Origin of the sequence: Hominifimenecus sp. rT4P-3, from assembly GCF_051055405.1 — a bacterium.
Lineage (GTDB): Bacteria > Bacillota > Clostridia > Lachnospirales > Lachnospiraceae > Pseudolachnospira.
In genome coordinates, this window is record NZ_CP167068.1 from 688,563 (window position 1) to 707,643 (window position 19,081).

Here is a 19,081-nt window from a genome sequence, read left to right on the forward strand (position 1 = left end):
ATGGCACGATTAAATGTAAATCCAACACGAATGGTGCTCTCCAATCTGAAAAAGCAGTTGAAGGTTGCAGTCCGCGGTCATAAGCTGATGAAGGATAAGCGGGATGAGCTGATGAAGCGCTTCCTGGATTTGGCCCGCGAGAATAAGCGTTTGCGGGAAGAGGTGGAAAAGGAACTGATGGAGGTGTACGCCAGTTTCTCCATTGCCAGCGCCGTGATGACGCCGAGCATGATGGAGGAAGCTTTGATGTACCCGAAGCAGGGCGTCCAGTTGAATATTGGAAGCAAAAACATCATGAGCGTAGATGTTCCGGTGTTTGACTTTGAGACCACTTCCACGGAAGCAGCCAATATCTTTCCTTACGGCTTTGCCAATACCTCTGGGGAATTGGATACCGCCATCGAAAAGCTGTCGGAGGTATTTCCGGTGATGCTGAAATTGGCCGCCATGGAAAAAGAGGCCAGCATGCTTTCCGATGAGATCGAAAAGACCCGTCGCCGGGTAAATGCGCTGGAATATGTGAAGATTCCTCAATACCAGGAAACCATCCGTTATATCACGATGAAGCTGGATGAGGATGAAAGAGGCAACCAGACCCGCCTGATGAAGGTGAAAGATATGATGGTGAAAGAAGCCATCGAGGAGCGCCGGGAGCAGGATCAAGAGGCGTTTGCGGAGTTTGCTGCGAGCAGACAGCCGTAAAATTGTATTAAAAAATGTGTGGCAGTCGGCCCTTAGGGCCGGCTGCTTTTTAAAAATGGGGAAATATGCAGTGGAAGAGATTGCGGAGCTTTCCGGATTGTCTCTTGAGGATATAAAAAAATTGCAGCATAGGCAGAATGTATAAAGAATGTTTGAAAAACCAGGAATCGAGGAGTGGTTTCTGGCTTTTTTATTTTCTCTCACGCTTCTTGTTCTCTGGGGAATGTTGTGGTATAGTGAAAAAGAAAAATAAATTTGATAATATAAATTAAAAATGAAAAAATACAGAAGATTTGCGGAGGGAAAGGAGACATGGGATGCAGAAAAGGTTTTCTTTGATGATTTTAGATGATGAACCGGCAATTTGCTCTTTGATTGCTTCTCTCATCCAGTGGGAAACATTAGAGATAGATTTTGCTGGAGAGGCTTACGATGGAATAGAGGCTCTTGCCAAAATCAGAGAAAAACAGCCAGATATTGTCATTACGGATATTCAAATGCCGGGGATGGATGGTTTAGAACTGATTCGAAGCGCCCAGGCAGAAGGGATTTTTCCGGCCTTTTTGATTGTAAGCGGTTACAGTAAATTTGAATATGCGAAAAAGGCCATTGAATATAAGGTGGAAGATTACCTTTTGAAACCGATCAAAAAAGCAGAATTGAACCATTTATTGGAACGAATTCAAGAGCGTTTATCGAGGGAAAGAAGAGAACAGGAAAAACAGATAGAACGCCTCGCGCATCAGGAAAATACGCTTTTGAGACGTTGGGAACGGGAGATTTATCGCTGGTTGGAAACGCCGGGCGGGAACTGGGAAACGATATTGAAAAATATTCATGGAGAAGATTTTTTTGCCGGTGGCTATTCGGATTTGTTTTGCGGGATTTGGAAGGGACTTTTGGGCCAGGATGATGGAGAAACTTTGGACCAGATACGGCGGCATATCGGAGAAACGTGTGAAGATGCCGGGATAGACACCACGTTTTTTACTTGGAAAGGCGGCGTTATCTGGCTAGGGAAAACCCAAAGAAAAATGGAGCAAGAAGAATGGAAAAGTATTGTAAAAGAGATATCCGATGATATCCATAGCAAACGTCAAGAGGGGTGGACCTTTGTGATTAGCCCTCCGATGATAAGTCTGGCGGAACTGGGAAATGCGATGGATCAGATTTGGAAACAGGTTTGTGTTAGAAGAACAGGGCAGGGTACAGTGATTTTCTGGGTTCCAGAAAACAAAGCGGAGAGGATTTCTTTGAGTCCAGAAAGCCGAACCGAACTTTTTTTGTGTCTGGATGCCTTAAATGAGGGAGGAATCCCAGATTGGATTTTTCGAACGTTGCACCGGGAGGCATGGCCGCCCTCCCGACAGCCGGAGGCATATGGACTTGCCTTAGAGATTATACAGGATGCGGAAAGAAAAATGCGTCCTTTATGGGAAGAGTGGTCGGACGAGGAAAAAAGGGAGCTTCCTTTTTCTTACGAGAAGTTTGGCGCGGAACTATCCGAATCCGGGAGCCTGGAAGAATTGACGGCAGTGATTGAAAAGAACCTTGTCGGGATGATACATTCGATTCGTGAGAATCGGGAGCGGCGGGAAATCAAAACTGTTCGGGAGGCAAAAGAATACCTACAGAAAAATTATGCAAAAGGGATTTCTCTAGAAGATGTGGCGAGGCATGTAATGCTTGCGCCAACCTATCTGAGTTTGCTGTTTAAACAGGAAACAGGAAAAAATTATAATGAATATTTGACGGATCTTCGCATGGAGGCTGCGAAAGAACTGCTCTGCACAACCCGCCTGGGAGTGGAGCATATAGCAAATCAGATCGGTTATACGGATGCGAAATATTTTAGCAAATTATTTACAAAAAGGGTAGGGATACGGCCAAAGGAATATCGGCGTCTGTATTCCTGAGGGGAGGAAAGTTGAAAGAACGTTGGATTCAAAAAATGAAAGAAATGATGACAACGAAAAATTTTTGTATGGGAGCTCGGCTTTTTTCCAATGTCAAGCTTATTTGTTGCTTTTTTCTGCTTATGGGTGGGTTTCAAATCCATAGAAATAACAAAATGGCAGTGATTCTGATTGCGGCTGCAGCTGTCGGCCTAACCGTGTCGGAACTTTTTTTTCGCCTGATATTGGACCCCTTTCTATACAAAGGAGGGAAATGTGTGGATATGCTGCTGGCTCTTCCTGCTTTCCGCGGTCTAGGCGAGCGATGGGATAGGGATCGCAGCGCTTTGGGAAATCTTTTATATGGGATAGGCGAACAGCATTTAGAGGAACTTTTGCAGGAAATGCAGAAAATGCTGGAAGAATCTTTTGACAAGGAACGGAATTTAAAACTATTCCGGGTACAGGCCCAGATCAATGCGCTTCAGAGCCAGATCAATCCTCATTTTCTGTATAATGCTTTGGAAGTGATGCGGAGCTACGCTTACACGGCGGGAGCCAACCAAGTGGCCGAGATGGCGGAGGCACTTTCTACGATGTTCCGCTACAGCGTGGGAAAAGCAGATGATGTTTGTACCGTGGAAGAAGAGATGGATAGTATTAACAACTATTTTCTGATCCAGCATTACCGATACAACGACCGTTTTTCCTTGAAACTTTTATATGATCCGAAGGAAGACGAACTGATGAAATGTCAGATTCCGCGCCTTTCCGTACAGCCTATTATCGAAAACGCCGTTCACCATGGGCTGGAAAGAAAATTGGGGAAAGGGACGGTTAGTATTCGGATTTTTGCAGCTTGGGATCGGTTGATCATTCGAGTGTTAGACGATGGAGTAGGGATTCCAGCGGATCAGGTGACAGAGCTCAATCGAGTGTTTTCTCTGGGTCTAGCCTATAAAGCGCCTGCGCCGGAAGCCAGAAAAGAAGAGAGCACGCATATTGCTTTGATTAATATTAATCAGCGGATTAAGCTATATTTTGGGGAAGAATATGGGCTGTCTATTTCCAGCGCACTGGGAGCAGGAACTTTGGTGGAGTTAAATTTGCCCAGGAAATATCAGCCCTTATCAAGGGAGACAGGGACAGATGAAGCAGATTATTTTACGGGTTTTCCAACTATTCAAACAACATCATCAAACCACGATTCTGGATCAGCTCTCCTTTGAGGTATATGAAGGCGAAATTTTGGGGATTTTAGGGCGATCCGGATCAGGAAAATCTACGCTGTGCCAGGTGTTATCCGGCGGCTATGCGGCGGATGGTGGAAAATTGTATTTCCAGGGGCGCCCTTTTTCACCCTGGAAGTCTTCCCGTCCTCCCATCGCATTGCTGAATGAAAGATCCAGCCTTCTTCCCATGATGACGGTGGCTCAGAACCTGTTCCTGTTTGAGCCGATTAGCGGACAGAAACGTTTTTTTGCCCATGAGAAAGAGGACGTTCGGAAAGCCCAGTGCCTGTTAAAAGAGTGGGGGGTATCGCTGGAACCATGCGCGGAGGTGAAAGAATTATCCCATGGAGAGCAGCATGTATTGGAGAGTATTAAGGCGGTAGTCAATGGGGCGAAAATAATTTTATTGGATGAAGTGGCCGTTTATTATAACGAAAAAGATTATGAGGTAATGAGAAAGCAGATCGATCGTTTAAAAGAGCGAGGTATTACAGTCATTTACGCGGATTCAAGGTTAAAACCGATGATGGAGATCTGCGACCGGATTCTTTTGCTTCAGCATGGAAGGGCTTGCGGAAGTTATTTTAGGGAAGAGGTTTCTGAAAAACGGTTTGGCAGCCTCCTGGCGGAAAATTTTGGGGAATTTCCTTCCAAACAGCATTTTACCCAGGACAATAACACCGTATTTTGCGCGCAGATTCCTGGAAAAGAGACATCTCCGATGGAGATCTGCGTGAGATCCGGTGAGATCGTCGGCTATGTGGAAGAAGATGAAGCGCAGTTACAGATGGTGGCGGAGGCCCTTTCCGGAATTAATTGTAAAAGTTCCATTCCCATTTGGATGGAGGGAAAGCAGGTGCGCTGGAAACGGAAAGCCCATGCCAAAAAGGATGGAGTAGAAATACTCTATGGCTGCGAAGATCAGTATCATCTATTTTCTAATTTTTCCATAGGCTTGAATTATTGTATCACCGTGCTGGACCGTGTAAAAAATCCATGGGGAATCATAAAGCCTGGGCTGGTTCAGTATTTGTTCCAGAAAGAAGTGAAAGACGAGCGGTTGGAGAAGTATTCTGGCCGGGAAGCTATCTGGGATTTAGACGTGGATGAACGGTTGGCGCTTTATTTGGAGCGGCTTCTGCTTTTTAAACCGAAAATTATACTTATCTACAATTTTGGGAGAGGAATTGATTTTATTTCCAGGCGCCGTCTATGCCAACGGATGGCAAAAGAATGCGCCAGTGGTATGGCATTTCTCTTACTTTCCAATAATGAATTGGATTTGGAAGGAATCTGTAGTCGTATTTACCATTAAAAAAACCACTTTTTCATAAATTCCTCTCATTGTGGAAGCAGGTTTATCCGGGTATACTGGCTCTATCAAAGGAAAGGAGGCACAGCCATGAAAAAAAGTTTGGCAATTTTAATGGCAATGGCACTGGTGTTTGTAGGAGCCGGATGCTCCCAGTCGGGAGAGGGGACGGCGGCATCTTCTGAAAGCGGGAAGCCGGTTCAGGAGTCGGAGGCTTCCACCTCAGCGGAAGCGACAGCGGCAGGAGAAGAGACGAAAGCCGCCCCGGAGGATGGGAAAGTTTTAAAGATCGGTATGAGTATTCCAGTTACCAGCGCGGTTTATTGGACCGGAGCCGGGTATGGAGTTCAAAAGGCCGTAGAAGAGCTCAATGCGGAGGCGGGAAAAACCGTAGCAGAATTCCAGTTTTTTGATCCAGGCGCATTCGATCTACAGACCCAGCTGAAAAATATCGAGGACGCGATGGCTCTTGAATTCGATGGCATGGTAATTGCGCCGGTGGATGCGGATGGCACGGTAAATGCAATCGATATGGCATATGACAATGGAATGCCGATTTTTACCATTGATTTGGATGCCAATACCGACGCGATTCTCGCAGGATTCTGTACCTTCAACTACAATGCGGGATGCACCAATGCGGAAACGATGGCGGAGCTGATCAAGGCAAAGAACGGAGCCTATGAAGGAAAAGTCGCTATGGTGATGGGCTATGCCACCGTAAGTTCCCACGTGGCCAGATGCCAGGGCTTCCGGGAAACCATGGAGGAGAAGTATCCGGACATCGAGATTGTATTTGAGGAGTTTTCCGGAAAACCGGAAGAAGATTTGCGCGTATCGGAAAATGCGCTGGCCATGTATGGAAAGGATCTGGATGCCATCTTTGTTACCGGAGATACGGCGGCAAATTCCGCTTGCCAGGCTGTGGATGATGCTGGTTTGATGAAGCCTGTGGGAGATCCGGAGCACATCATTATTGTTGGATTTGACGGAGAAGCGCAGGGAATCGAAAATATCCGTGCCGGCAGACAGGATGCAACGGTAGCGCAGAATCCGATCGCTATGGGATATAACGCGACGATGGCGTTGGTGGATTATCTGAGAACTGGAGTGGAGCCGAAAACGGACACGGAGGATCGCTTGATCGAGGTAGCTCATCTGGCTATCACAAAGGAAAATTTAGATACTGCGGAGGCGCAGGAGTTCCTCTGGGCAGATATTGTTTCCAAGGCGGATCTGGATTTCTAACGGAATAAGACGGGAAGAGGGCGCTTTTGGCTGTATATGTCCAGTAGGACGCAGCGAGGCGCCCTTCGATACGGAAGGAGGGCCGAATGGCAAATATTTTGTTGGAAGTGAAGGGGCTGTCGAAAAAATTTCCGGGCGTGCTGGCATTGGATCATGTATCTTTTGAGCTGCATGAGGGAGAGATTCTTGGCATCTGTGGAGAAAATGGAGCAGGAAAATCCACATTGATTAAATGCTTAAGCGGGGTTTACCAGCCCACAACAGGGGAGATCAAAGTTCAAGGGCAAACGGTGCGGATTGAGAATGAAGAAAAAGGACTGGAACTTGGAATCTCCGTGATTTACCAGGAGCTTAGCATCGTACCGGATTTGGATATTGCGCAAAATTTGTTTTTGGGAAGGCTTCCCCATGGCCCAGGCGGCTGGATTGAAGGAAAGACTCTTCACCAGGCGGCGGCAGAAACGGTAAAAAGAATTGGATTAGCGGTGGATACCGATACGCTGGCAAATGAAATTTCGATCAGTGAACAGCAAATGGTTGAGATCGGAAAGGCGATTGTGCGGAATCCGAAGATTCTGATTATGGATGAACCGACGTCGTCTCTAAGCGCGGACGATACGGAGCGGCTTTTTCAACTGATGGAAGAATTGAAAGCAGAAGGCTACGGGATTTTATTTATTTCCCACCATATGGAAGAAATTTTCCGAATTACCGACCGGATTATGGTTTTAAGAGACGGAAAGACCATTGAAACCCGCGATACGAAGGATTGGGATGTGGATCGACTGGTATTTGCAATGGTAAACCGGGACGTCAGCAGCCAGTACCCAAAGAAAAAAGACGGTGTAATCCGTGAGGATATTCCGGCTTTGGAAATCAAAGAACTATCGAACGCTTATGTGCAAGATATTAGCTTTTCCGTCCGGCACGGGGAAATATTGGGCTTGGCCGGCGTGGTTGGGGCAGGCCGCAGCGAGGTCTTGAAATCTTTATTCGGCGTTTACCGGTGGGGAAAGGGACAGATTTTTATCGACGGAAAAGAGAAGAAAATTCGTTCTCCGCGGGATGCCTGGAAAGAAGGGGTGGTGTATTTATCGGAAGACCGAAAGCATGACATGCTTTGTCTGATGGATACGGTACATACCAATTTTATTCTTCCCTATTTTCGGCATTTTGCAAAAAGAGGCTTCGTACAGAAAAAAAAGACCCGGCAGGCCATGGAACAGGCGGCGAAAAAATATCAGATTAAGATGAGCTCGATGGAACAGATGGCGGTGGAGCTAAGCGGCGGAAATCAGCAAAAGGTTTTGATGGCCCGCATTACTTACGGGGAGCCGGGGATCTTTTTGCTGGATGAACCAACCCGCGGAATTGACGTTAGTGTGAAGCAGGAAATTTACCGGGAAATTATCCGCCTGGCGGAAGCAGGCCATGCGGTGGTATTGGTAACTTCGGAGCTGCCGGAACTTTTGGGCCTGGCGGACCGGGTTTTGGTGATGAACCACCGAAGGATTGCGGCGGAACTTAAGAAAGACGAGATGGGAGAAGAATCGATTATGTACTATGCGACAGGAGGGGATTTGGTATGAAAACAGGTATGACAGCAAAAAAGTGGGCGATGCCTAACTCTCTGAAAATATTTTTTCCGGCCCTGATTTCTCTGATTGTGATCAGCGGAGTGACAGCCATTTTTTCTCCGTCGTTTCTGACCATGCGAAATCTGTTTAACGTGGCGAATCAGGCGACGACGATTGCGATCATGGGCGTGGGCGCTACTTTGATTATTATCGCCGGAGGGATTGACCTTTCCTGTGCGGCAGCTGTTTGTTTGTGTGGGCTGGTCAGCGCGGATCTATGTGCGAATATGGGAGTAAGCCCCTATCTAGCGCTTTTGGTATCCCTTTTGATTGGCCTGGCGGCGGGCGTTTTGAATGGGGTGTTGGTCGCTTATGTGGGAGTGGTTCCGTTTATCGCGACCATGGCGACGATGAATATTTTCCGGGGGCTATGTTTGATGTATTCGAAGTCCCAGACCGTGCACTCGATCCCGGAAGCCTATACGATATGGGGCTCGTCAAAGGTATTCGGAGTGATTCCATCCGGCATTGTATTTACCATTGTTCTGTATGTGATCGGCCATATTGTTCTCTCTAAAACAGTCTTTGGACACAAAGTCAGCGCGGTAGGCGGAAACCGCGAGGCGGCGAAACTGGCGGGAATTGATACAAAGAAGACGATTCTGTTTACCTATATTTTGGCTGGGATTTGTTATGGAATTGCAGGCGTGCTTCTTACCGGTCGGGCGGGAGCTGCTTATCCCAATGCGGCGGAAGGTCTGGAACTGGACGTGATTGCCGGATGTGTGATCGGCGGAACAGCCATGAGCGGAGGTCGTGGAACACAGATTGGAACCTGGGTAGGCGTTATGCTGGTAGCGGTGATCAGCAATGTAATCACGCTGCTTGGAATTTCTGCCTATGCGACGAAACTGGTGCAAGGAACCATTATTCTGATTGCGGTTATAGCAGAGCTGTTGAAAAATCGGATGCAAAATAAAAAGCTATAGGAGGCGGATGAGAAGAATGACGGCAGCACAGATAACGCAATCAGGAGAAATTTCCAGGAAGCAATGCCGGTTGCTGATGGAGCGGCTGGAACAAGAGAACGTTGGGGTGCATTCCCTTATGGTATGGCAGCGGGGAAAGACTTTATGGGAACATTGGTGGGCTCCCTATGCCAAAGAAAAAAAACACACCTTATTCTCTGTATCTAAAACCTTTAATGGCTTAGCGGTTGGTTTTGCTGTTCAAGAGGGATATTTGAGCTTGGATGACCGGGTGGTATCCTTTTTTCCAGAATATCTTCCTTATCCGGCTTGTGAAAATATGGAGCGGATGACGATCCGGCATCTTTTAACGATGTCTACTGGGCTTGAGGCGGACCCTCACGACTTTTATGAAAAACGCCCGGAAGATTTCCGGGACGCGAGTCCTTGCTGTTACCATGACTACCAGCCCACGCTTTCTGCCGACTGGATTCGGAACTTTTTTCATTCCTATGTGAAATACCGGCCAGGGACAGAGTTTGTCTACTGTACCCATGGCTCCTATCTATTGTCGGCGATTGTTCAGAAGGTAGTTGGAAAGAAGACAGCGGATTATTTGGCGGAAAAGCTTTTCCAACCGCTGGGGATCACGGATTACTTTTGGGAAACCGGACCAGACGGCCGAACGGTTGGCGGTTGGGGGTTGATGTTAAAAACCGAGGATCTTTTAAAGGTTGGAATCTTTTTGCTGCAAGAAGGGCAGTGGCAGGGAAAACAGCTTCTGAATGCAGAGTGGGTGCGTGCGGCTACGTCGAGCCAAATTCCGATTGTTGGCTTGCCAGGGGAACCGAATACCACAGGATATGGTTACCAGATCTGGATCGATCAGAGAGAACGGGCTTACGCGATGCGCGGAGCATTTGGCCAGTTCTGCGCGGTATTTCCAGAGAGGGAATTGATTGTAGCCGTGACGGCTGGGGCACCGGACGAGAACGCTGGCAAGATCTTGAACGCTATTTGGGAAGAGCTGACTTCCAATTGTAATCCAAAGGAAGACGCAGAGGAAACAAACCGGCAAAAGGAAACGCAATTGCCTCGGATTCCATGGCCGGAAGGGGAACCGTCTGTGAAATGTGAGACGGCAAAACGAGTCAATGGAATTCGCTTTGTGCTGGCAGACAATTTCCTGCGTTTTCGGGCATTGCGTTTTTGCTTTGGCGCGGAGGATGAATTGACGTTGGAAACACAAGAAGGAATCTTTACCTTGCCGATTGGCTTTCAAGAATGGAAAAGTGGCAAGACCTGTGTAAAAACGGCAGATACAGATACGGATACCAGTATCCTTTTTGAACGTGCCTCTTGCTCTGGGGCATGGGAGAAGGAGCGGTATCATCTGCGCCTCTGCTTTGACGAGACCGCGTATATCCATGATTTTTGGATTACTTTTCCTGGGGACAGCGTTTATATCAGGCATCAAAGAAATTGTAGTTTTATCGATGCGGTGAACTTAACGATGGCTGGAGTGCAGGCGGAAAAGATGCTGCTGGAAATTTAATCATAGAGTAAATCGAATATGAACTCCCTAAAGAAAGCATTTTGTCTCGGTGCTTGCTTTAGGGAGTTTTTATAGTGGAATAAAAATAAAATGTAAGAAATAGTTTGAAGAACTTGAAAAGTTCTGTGGCCCATGTTAGTATAAAAGTACCTTTCGTGGAAGGTATTGGGGAATCCTGTGGAACAGGAGGACGTATTGGAAACTAAAGAAACTATAGGTAAAAAACACCAGGAGGATTTGCAGAGGCTTAGAGGATTTCGCTTGCTTGACGACGAGTTCTTAACAAAGTGTTTTGAAGACGGCGGAACATGTGTAGAATTCGTGTTACGTCTAGTCCTGGAACGGCCTGATTTACAGGTAGTAGACGTACATACGCAAGTCTTTGTAGAGAACTTGCTGAACCGTTCGGTACGGCTGGATATCCTGGCCACAGACAGCGCTGGGGCGAAAATGAACGTGGAAATCCAGCGGTCGGATAAAGGCGCAGGAAGAAAGCGGGCACGGTACAACAGCAGTATGATGGATGTAAACCTTTTGGAAAAAGGGGAGGACTTTGAGAAACTGCCGGAGACGTGGGTAATCTTTATTACGGAACATGACGTAATGAAGGAAGGGAAGCCGGTCTATCCGATTGAACGCTGCTTTTTAGAAACGGGGAAGCGGTTTGAGGATGGTTCGCACATCCTATACGTAAACGGGGCTTATCGTGGGGATACGCCGATGGGGAAGCTGATGCACGACTTTGCGTGTACGGACCCAGCGGATATGTATTATGAAGTACTGGCAGAGCGAGTGAGATTCTTCAAAGAAAGCAAGGAGGGGAGATTCATTATGAGCAAAGTATTGGAAGATATGAGACAGGAATCCTGGAAAGAGGGGAATGCAGCAGGCATAAAGCAGGGGATAAAAAAGGGGATAAGAACAGGGATAAAAAAGGGAATAAAAACAGGGATAGAAACGGGAACAAGGACTGTTGCACTTCGCATGTTGGAGACAGGGAAATATGCCGTGGAAGAGATCGCGGAACTTTCTGGACTTCCTCTTGAGGATGTGAAAAAATTGCAGCGTAGACAGCGTGTATAAAGAATACTTAAAAAATGCCGGGAATCTGAGAACAGGTTTCCGGTTTTTCATATAGAATGTATTGTTGCCAAAAGAATTTTATAGAATAACATGTTTTGAGATGAGATATTCAAATCGGTTTTAGTATTGGCCGTTATAAAAAGGATAGAAAATAGCAGGTAAAATAGTGTTGTTGACAAGCGTAGGACAAAGTATTATAGTAAATATATAGTTATCTAAAAACATAGAAAAGAGGAAAATGAAAAATGAGAAAAAAAGTATATGTGTGGCTGGTTGTGTTGGTATTTCTTTTGTCAGCGACCGGTTGTGGAGCTGCGGAGACATCAGAGAGTAAAATAGAGCCCCCAACGGAAACAACAGAAGAGAAAAAAACAACGGCACCGGAGACGACCGTGGAAGTGACGACGGCAGCACCAACAACTGCAGCGCCAACGACGGAGGCAGCGACGGTTGCAGAGACCGGTGCTCAGACGGCGGTGGAAAGCCAAGGCCAGAGCAAAGAATCTGAAGACGGAACCGTAGAAGCGTTTTTGGAACGATATAATGCGTATGTAAAACGCCTTCAAGATAATGACATGGGTGGTGATATAAAGAAGGTATCGGTGGAAAAATTGAAGTCAGACGGCACCATATCTTTAGGAAATAACTGCGAACTTTCCTTCAATCCAAACAACACTACAACGAAGGACAGCGTGATAGAAGTTGTGAATTTTCAATGCATGGATAAAGGAAAAGCAGATGTGGATGTGCTGACGGCTCAGGCTATTTGCTTTGCATATACAGTTGATCCAGATTTAAGTCAGGATGAGTTAGAAAGTATTATATCGGGAAAAATCTCAAGTGATCCGCTGCGGGGAGTCGTTTATCGAAATTATAGTATGGCAGATTTGATTTTGATACAGGCAAAAATGAATGCAGACTGATTAGGAAAAGCGAGAGAATGGGAGCAGGGCTGATAGAGCTAGCTCCTATTCTCTTTTTGGCTTTGGGGAAAATTGCAAAGCGCTATCTAGAAAATGAAGAGCCTCTCTGAAAAAAATAAAATGTAAGAAATAGTTTGAAGAACTTGAAAAGTTTTGTGGCCCATGTTAGTATAAAAGTACCTTTCGTGGAAGGTATTGGGGAATCCTGTGGAACAGGAGGACATATTGGAAACTAAAGAAACTATAGGTAAAAAGCACCAGGAGGATTTGCAGAGGCTTAGAGGATTTCGCTTGCTTGACGACGAGTTCTTAACAAAGTGTTTTGAAGACGGCGGAACATGTGTAGAATTCGTGTTACGTCTAGTCTTGGAAAGACCGGACTTACAGGTGGTAGACGTACATACGCAAGTCTTTGTAGAGAACTTGCTGAACCGTTCGGTACGGCTGGATATCCTGGCCACAGACAGCGCTGGGGCGAAAATGAACGTGGAAATCCAGCGGTCGGATAAAGGCGCAGGAAGAAAGCGGGCGCGTTACAACAGCAGTATGATGGATGTAAACCTTTTGGAAAAAGGGGAGGACTTTGAGAAACTGCCGGAGACGTGGGTAATCTTTATTACGGAACATGACGTAATGAAGGAGGGGAAGCCGGTCTATCCGATTGAACGCTGCTTTTTAGAAACGGGGAAGAGATTTGAGGATGGTTCGCACATCCTATACGTAAACGGGGCTTATCGTGGGGATACGCCGATGGGGAAGCTGATGCACGACTTTGCGTGTACGGACCCAGCGGATATGTATTATGAAGTACTGGCAGAGCGAGTGAGATTCTTCAAAGAAAGCAAGGAGGGGAGATTCATTATGAGCAAAGTATTGGAAGATATGAGACAGGAATCCTGGAAAGAGGGGAATGTAGCAGGCATAAAGCAGGGGATAAGAACAGGGATAAAAAAGGGAATAAAAACAGGGATAGAAACGGGAACAAGGACTGTTGCACTTCGCATGTTGGAGACAGGGAAATATGCCGTGGAAGAGATCGCGGAACTTTCCGGGCTATCCCATGACGAGGTGAGAAAACTGCAAGAGATGCGACAAATATAAAAGATAGTTTCACAAAGGGAGGAGGAGCTGACGATGGATTCTCCTTCTCTTATATCTGTCGTTAGATGTTGAGGACAGAGCCTGATTTTTCGGGTTCTGTCCTTGTTTGTATATGCAGTCTACTCAAATAGTTCGCACATATCATTTTCAAAGGCTCTTCCAACGGCATTGTTTTAAGTCCACACAGCCATTTTCTTTAAGCGGTACGCCCTCTCGCAGCAAAAGCTGACGCTGTGCTTCCCAGCCGGGAACCAGACGGCCTATACTGTTTACTACTCGGTGGCAAGGCAGCCCTTCCGGCGCATAGTGCATGGCCTGGCCCACCATACGGGAGCGATTCGGCATGCCCAGCATCCAGGCGATCTGTCCATAGGTTGCAACCTTGCCTTTTGGAATAGCGGCTACAATCTCGTAAACCTCGGAAAAAAATTCCATACGCCCCATTGGTTTTGTATCCATCGGTTTTCCCTCCTGCCGTTTTTCTTCCTATTAAGAATAGCACAAATAGAAGGGAAAGTCACTGTCCTTGCCTATCGGGGGCTGGATGACAAAGATCCCGATACATTTTTATACCCAGGCATTTTGATATCTGCCCCCAACATCCTCTTATTTTACATAGAAAAAGTAAATGAGAGAAAAAAAGCACTTTTTCCTGATTTTAGAAAGTATTTGTCAGAGATTTTAGATTGGTATTGACGATAGGGAGAGGAAAGGATAAGATGGAACTATCCGAAAAAGGAGAACAATATTTTATGGAAAAAGAACAAACGAGACCAGATGGAAGCAGAGGCAGCAGCAGAGGACAGCACAGCGGGAAAGCAAATGACAGAGGGAATAGAAAGAACAGAAAAAAGAAAAAAAGCAACTGGATTTTGAACATAATGATCGTGATTTTGCTGGGGGTCATGGCTTACAGCGGTTATCAGATTATCAGTCAGCTGCTGGAGGATAAAAAAGGCGAAAGCGTCTATGAAGAAGTGGCTTCAGGGGCTGTATCGGAGGAGACCGAAACAGCAGTTGTAAATGTAAATGGAGTGGAGGAGACCGTCACCTTACGGAAGGTAAATTTTGATACTCTTTGGAACATTAACAAAGACGTGATCGGCTGGCTGGAATGCGAGGGCACTATTATCAATTATCCAGTGGTTCAGGGAGACGACAATACCTATTATTTGAAACATTTGTTGGACGGCACATACCATCGGTTTGGCACTCTGTTTGTGGACTGTGAGAATGCAGCGGATTTTACGGATCAAAATACCGTGATCTATGGACACCATATCAAGGTGGGGACGATGTTCCAAACCTTGGATAACTATAAAGAACCGGACTATTATAAAAGCCATCCCTACTTTATGCTCTATCTTCCGGACAAGACCTACCGGATCGAACTGTTCGCCGGATGTCTCGTGGACGGATCGGGCGGCATTCCTCTTAATTTCGCCGATAAGCAAGAATACCAGAACTATATCGATTCTCTGCGCTCCGAATCCACCTTTACCAGTCCGGTGACGATGACGTCGGAGGACCGGATGGTCACGCTTTACACCTGCGCCTATGACTTTGAGACGGCGCGGTATATTGTGTGCGGAAAGTTGGTGGAAATCACACAATAGTGAGAATGGGTATAAACTTTTAGAAAAATACCAAGTTCAATGGCGTATCTAATTTTTCATTACACAAAGTGTAGAAATCTCTGTATGCAAAGAAAGCGCTTAATAATCGAAAGTATTTTGCGTGATAAAGAGCTCGACAGAACAAAAAAAGCATGATATGCTTCTAAATGTAACAAACTGTATCGGAAACTAGAAAAATAGTTGCACGAAAAAAGAATGTGTGGTAATATTAACTACACAGGTAATTGTGGAGGAAAAAAGTCGTGAAAGCTTTGACTGAATGCGAAGTTGTAGTGATGAAGTGTATCTGGGAAACCGATCATGACATGGCTCTTCCAGAAATCATGGAAATGGTAAACCGTCAGTATAAGAAAGAGTGGAAACCACAGACGGTATCGACCTTCCTGACGCGTCTGGTAAAAAAGGATTTCCTGAACATGTATCGTCAGGGCCGCAGCTTTCTCTATCATCCCCTGGTAGCCGAGCTCGACTATGGCGAAGGTCAGATCAGCAAATGCGCAGATCTGTGGCGTAACAACGATGCAGACCTGTACTTAGGCGCTTTGAACAAGCAGCGCAGATTAAAGAAAGATGAAATCGATCGGATTCGGGCGTTAATCGATGACATGGATTAGTCATTTATTCTTTGCTGCCTGTCTATGTTCCGTCTCCGGTACGCTAGCGATGCTCGAGTGGAAGCTTTTGCTTCCAATTCTCGAGCGGTGGCGGCCAAATTTAATTGCTTCCCTGCTAAAATTGATGGTATTTCAATATCTTTGTCCGGTTGTATTTATCGTCGTGATATATAGCCAGATGAGCATTGAAAATGAGCGATTTTCTGGTATACTTTTCATAACTACAAATCTAATCGGCGTAGTGATGAAAGGGCTGGGAGCAATATGGCTTTTGGTCATCCTGCTGAAGCTGCCAAAGCAAGTGAAGATGTTCCTCGGAGATCGGGAGATCCTAAAGGGGAACGTCCCTGTGGAGATGGAAGGCGCGGAGGAACTGTTCCGGGAAGTCTGCCGGGATCTGGGAATCCGCAAAAAGATCGGCTTGTATGCCAACGATGAATGTTACTCACCCATAAGGATTCGAATTGTCTGGCCGGCGGTTCTGCTGCCTTATGGGATGGAGTACGACGAAAAGGAACTCTGGATGGTATTCATCCATGAGCTGACACATTATATCCACCACGATCTAGCCTACAAAATCGCATGCTTTGTGATTCAGATCCTCCACTGGTTTAATCCCAGTGTGAAAAATCTGCTCAAGCATTACGAGGAGTGGGCGGAGACAGCCTGTGACATAAGCGCATGTGAGAAGGGAAAGCCGTATTTTACGATGAAGGAATACTCGCTCATGCTGCTGGACCATGTAGAAGAAGAGACGGGGAAGACGATTCAGGGGAGCGGTTTCTTCTTGTATAATCCAAACAACGAACTTGAGAGGAGAATCGACAGATTGAAGATCATGGAAAAGAAAAGGAGCCAACTGCCGAAGGTGTTGGTCGCTGTGGTAGCGATGGTGATGTTTGTGGGAAATAGCGTGCCCGCCTTTGCGGCAAGCGATATCTTAGCGAACGGTTACGAGGATATTTATGAAAGCACATCCAATTTGCAGATGGAAAGCAGGGAGATTTTGATTCCAGCTGCGATGTCTACCTATGAGGTCAATGAGGACGGGGAAATCGAGATCCCGGCGGATCAGGTAAACCCGGAAGGCTGGCCGGAGATTACGATGGATGGTGATAGTATGTCGAGAACAATCAAAGGGTATGATTGGCCGGATATTCCCGCCAACACCTATTGCCGTTCCTTCGGATTTTCTTGTACATCGGGAGGGAGAATTGCCATAACAGTTACTTGCGATCATACTATTCAGGCAGGTATCATTGAACCAAACGGCGACCGGCGCTGCGTCGTGGATTCGGGTGTATTTGGTCACACCTTTAAATTGGACCAGACCGGAACCTATCGGTTCTACGTGAAGAACACCAACGGTTTTGCGGTGGATGTAGAAGCATCTGTAGCTTATTGATCTTATATCACACAAAAAAATATTATAAAAAATACAAAGGAGGCAGAAGCGGATGCTGATTAATTTGCCTTTTACTAGGGACCTTCAGGAAATGCAGCGGAATTTGGAAAAACTGATTTTAAGTTATTTAAAAATGGGCTTTAATCCTTATATCGATGTAATTCATGATTATGAACACTATCACATCCATATGGATAAGATCGTCTATCTGGAAAAATGTCAACGGGTGACGGAAATCCACACGACGGATGGAAAGGTATACCGGGCTTATCAGCCCATGTACAAGTATGAAAAATTGCTGCCAGAATCTATGTTTTTCCGAATCAGCCAGGGCGCGATCGTCAACTGGAGGTTCCTGTATCACGTAAAGGGATACCGCGCGATTATTCGCTGGGGAAAAGATAAGACGGCAGACCTTCCGGTGTCTCCGAAGGTGTACAAATTTGTAAAGTCGCAGCTGTCCTATCAGACGGGCGACCGACCTTGAGGCGGATGGGACCGGCATGATACTCATCTGGGAGCAAGAATCGATGTCGGTTCCAGACTGCCAAACGGTAAAGATCCGCTGCCCGGCATTCGGAAGCGAGGGCGCCTGCCGGCGCGTCGGCTGTTTTGACCAGGATAGGAAGCTGGGAGCGAACCTTGATACCTTTTAGCGCGCTGGTATCAGGACAAAAACCAAGAAGACGGATAAAGGGGAGAGGCAACTCTCCCTTTTTCGTACCCAAAAGCAGGTGAAGCAGAGCGCGTTGAATGTGGGTTAAGGTATAATCTGGTGACTTTACCTGGGCGGCTAAACTGGAAAAGGTCTGGTTGGGAGACCAGAAACGGGCGATCCGGGCCGCTAGCTGCGGCGTTACGTCCGCGTAATCCTCCATCTCTTTTGGCGTAAGCATGAGTAGACGCTCCATCAACAAAGGAGAGAAATCATCCGCCGTTATGGTATAGGGGAGCAAGCCTAAAACAAAATCAGGTACTTGCTGTGCGAGGGCGGAACGATTGCCGGTTTCAAGTGAGCGGCGAATCGAAGAAGCGCTTTCGTGATAGCCTGAGCCTTGGCGAAGCAGGGCGTGAGGCGTGATGGGAGCGCCGGTTTTTGTGATCGCTTTATGGTATTCAACCGCTAAAATGTTATTGGGGGAGCCAAGCAGTGAAGCGGAGCCTGGCAGATAAGCCTCGCAGGCGCGGCTTCGAGCCGCAGGAAAGCTAAGCCCTTCTTTAAGGCAGCGTGTCAGCTCCCTCCGGTAGGCTTCCGGCTCCTCCAACAGGAATTCTGCTGTCTGTTGAATCTGTTTGGAATCCGCTGTCTCACAGCCGTATACCAGATCCGTAACAGCGCCGAGGCGGTGAAGCAGCGAGACGGCGCCCTCGGCAAATCCTTCCGCGCTGGCCGTGGCTGCAGCGGTGGGAAGCTCAAATACAGCGTCTGCGCCGGCCTGAAGCGCCATCTCCGTGCGGCGATACTTGTCCACTAAGGCGGGGAGCCCCCTTTGAACAAAATTTCCGCTCATCAAAACAATAACAGCGTCCGCGCCGGTCAGCGCCCGCGCCTGCTGGAGATGATAGAGATGACCGTTATGAAATGGATTGTATTCCGCAATCACAGCTGTAATTTTCATAAGAATTCGCCTTTCAAGGTATCTATGAACAGAGAAATTCTCTTTGCAAAGTTTCTCTGCAATGGTAATGAATTTTTTTCATCATAGCATAAAAAGGGGATCTTTGCTAGGGACGTTCTTGGGGAAATTTCCTGTGCGAATCCGAATAGGCTCTGGTCACTTGAAAAAATGTTTCGCGGGGCGTTGTAGAACGAATGCTGTGGAATTTTA

The 19,081-nt window shown here is 46.6% G+C and carries 17 protein-coding genes; 15 read left to right on the top strand and 2 right to left on the bottom strand.

Going from position 1 to position 19,081, the window contains the following annotated elements; all coding sequences use genetic code 11:
• From ACCC71_RS03325 to ACCC71_RS03375, 11 genes are all read left to right on the top strand, one after another.
• Positions 1-702: a V-type ATP synthase subunit D gene (locus tag ACCC71_RS03325; protein WP_434311017.1), complete on the top strand. Its 702-nt coding sequence runs from the start codon at positions 1-3 to the stop codon at positions 700-702.
• Positions 703-1,019: 317 nt separating this feature from the next.
• Positions 1,020-2,618, top strand: a complete 1,599-nt coding sequence (locus ACCC71_RS03330) for a response regulator (protein WP_434311018.1) — start codon at positions 1,020-1,022, stop codon at positions 2,616-2,618.
• A gap of 263 nt (positions 2,619-2,881) precedes the next feature.
• Positions 2,882-3,826 carry a sensor histidine kinase gene (locus ACCC71_RS03335; RefSeq protein WP_434311799.1) on the top strand — a complete coding sequence of 315 codons (945 nt, stop codon included), beginning with the start codon at positions 2,882-2,884 and terminating at the stop codon, positions 3,824-3,826.
• Positions 3,747-5,144: an ATP-binding cassette domain-containing protein gene (locus ACCC71_RS03340; protein WP_434311019.1), complete on the top strand. Its 1,398-nt coding sequence runs from the start codon at positions 3,747-3,749 to the stop codon at positions 5,142-5,144. Before ACCC71_RS03335 ends, ACCC71_RS03340 begins: the two co-directional genes overlap by 80 nt.
• A gap of 87 nt (positions 5,145-5,231) precedes the next feature.
• Positions 5,232-6,389, top strand: coding sequence for a sugar ABC transporter substrate-binding protein (locus ACCC71_RS03345; protein WP_434311020.1), 1,158 nt, complete (start codon positions 5,232-5,234; stop codon positions 6,387-6,389).
• An 86-nt stretch (positions 6,390-6,475) separates the two neighbouring features.
• Positions 6,476-7,978, top strand: a complete 1,503-nt coding sequence (locus ACCC71_RS03350) for a sugar ABC transporter ATP-binding protein (RefSeq protein WP_434311021.1) — start codon at positions 6,476-6,478, stop codon at positions 7,976-7,978.
• Positions 7,975-8,955, top strand: a complete 981-nt coding sequence (locus tag ACCC71_RS03355) for an ABC transporter permease (RefSeq protein WP_434311022.1) — start codon at positions 7,975-7,977, stop codon at positions 8,953-8,955. Before ACCC71_RS03350 ends, ACCC71_RS03355 begins: the two co-directional genes overlap by 4 nt.
• A gap of 7 nt (positions 8,956-8,962) precedes the next feature.
• Positions 8,963-10,489 (top strand): serine hydrolase domain-containing protein, encoded by a 1,527-nt coding sequence (locus ACCC71_RS03360; RefSeq protein WP_434311023.1) that lies wholly within the window; start codon positions 8,963-8,965, stop codon positions 10,487-10,489.
• Positions 10,490-10,684: 195 nt separating this feature from the next.
• On the top strand, positions 10,685-11,572 hold the full coding sequence (locus tag ACCC71_RS03365) for a PD-(D/E)XK nuclease family transposase (RefSeq protein WP_434311024.1): 888 nt from the start codon (positions 10,685-10,687) through the stop codon (positions 11,570-11,572).
• Between the two features lie 245 nt (positions 11,573-11,817).
• Entirely contained in the window at positions 11,818-12,495 is a 678-nt protein-coding gene (locus tag ACCC71_RS03370) for a hypothetical protein (protein WP_434311025.1), read from the top strand.
• Between the two features lie 225 nt (positions 12,496-12,720).
• A complete protein-coding gene (locus ACCC71_RS03375; protein ID WP_434311026.1) occupies positions 12,721-13,596 on the top strand; it encodes a PD-(D/E)XK nuclease family transposase in 876 nt (291 codons plus the stop codon).
• A 147-nt stretch (positions 13,597-13,743) separates the two neighbouring features.
• On the opposite strand, the gene ACCC71_RS03380 is transcribed toward ACCC71_RS03375, so the two are convergent.
• Complete coding sequence (locus ACCC71_RS03380) at positions 13,744-14,055, bottom strand: MGMT family protein (protein WP_434311027.1); 312 nt, start codon at positions 14,053-14,055, stop codon at positions 13,744-13,746.
• A gap of 293 nt (positions 14,056-14,348) precedes the next feature.
• On the opposite strand from ACCC71_RS03380, the gene srtB reads away from it, so the two are divergent.
• From srtB to ACCC71_RS03400, 4 genes are all read left to right on the top strand, one after another.
• Entirely contained in the window at positions 14,349-15,212 is an 864-nt protein-coding gene (srtB, locus tag ACCC71_RS03385) for a class B sortase (RefSeq protein ID WP_434311028.1), read from the top strand.
• 263 nt (positions 15,213-15,475) lie between these two features.
• Positions 15,476-15,847, top strand: a complete 372-nt coding sequence (locus ACCC71_RS03390; protein WP_434311029.1) for a BlaI/MecI/CopY family transcriptional regulator — start codon at positions 15,476-15,478, stop codon at positions 15,845-15,847.
• Positions 15,834-17,252: a M56 family metallopeptidase gene (locus ACCC71_RS03395; RefSeq protein ID WP_434311030.1), complete on the top strand. Its 1,419-nt coding sequence runs from the start codon at positions 15,834-15,836 to the stop codon at positions 17,250-17,252. Before ACCC71_RS03390 ends, ACCC71_RS03395 begins: the two co-directional genes overlap by 14 nt.
• 52 nt (positions 17,253-17,304) lie before the next feature.
• A complete protein-coding gene (locus ACCC71_RS03400) occupies positions 17,305-17,739 on the top strand; it encodes a LytTR family transcriptional regulator DNA-binding domain-containing protein (protein WP_434311031.1) in 435 nt (144 codons plus the stop codon).
• Here the strand turns inward: ACCC71_RS03400 and ACCC71_RS03405 are convergent.
• Entirely contained in the window at positions 17,636-18,871 is a 1,236-nt protein-coding gene (locus ACCC71_RS03405) for a tRNA(Met) cytidine acetate ligase (protein WP_434311032.1), read from the bottom strand. The genes ACCC71_RS03400 and ACCC71_RS03405 overlap by 104 nt on opposite strands.
• Positions 18,872-19,081: the final 210 nt, after the last annotated feature.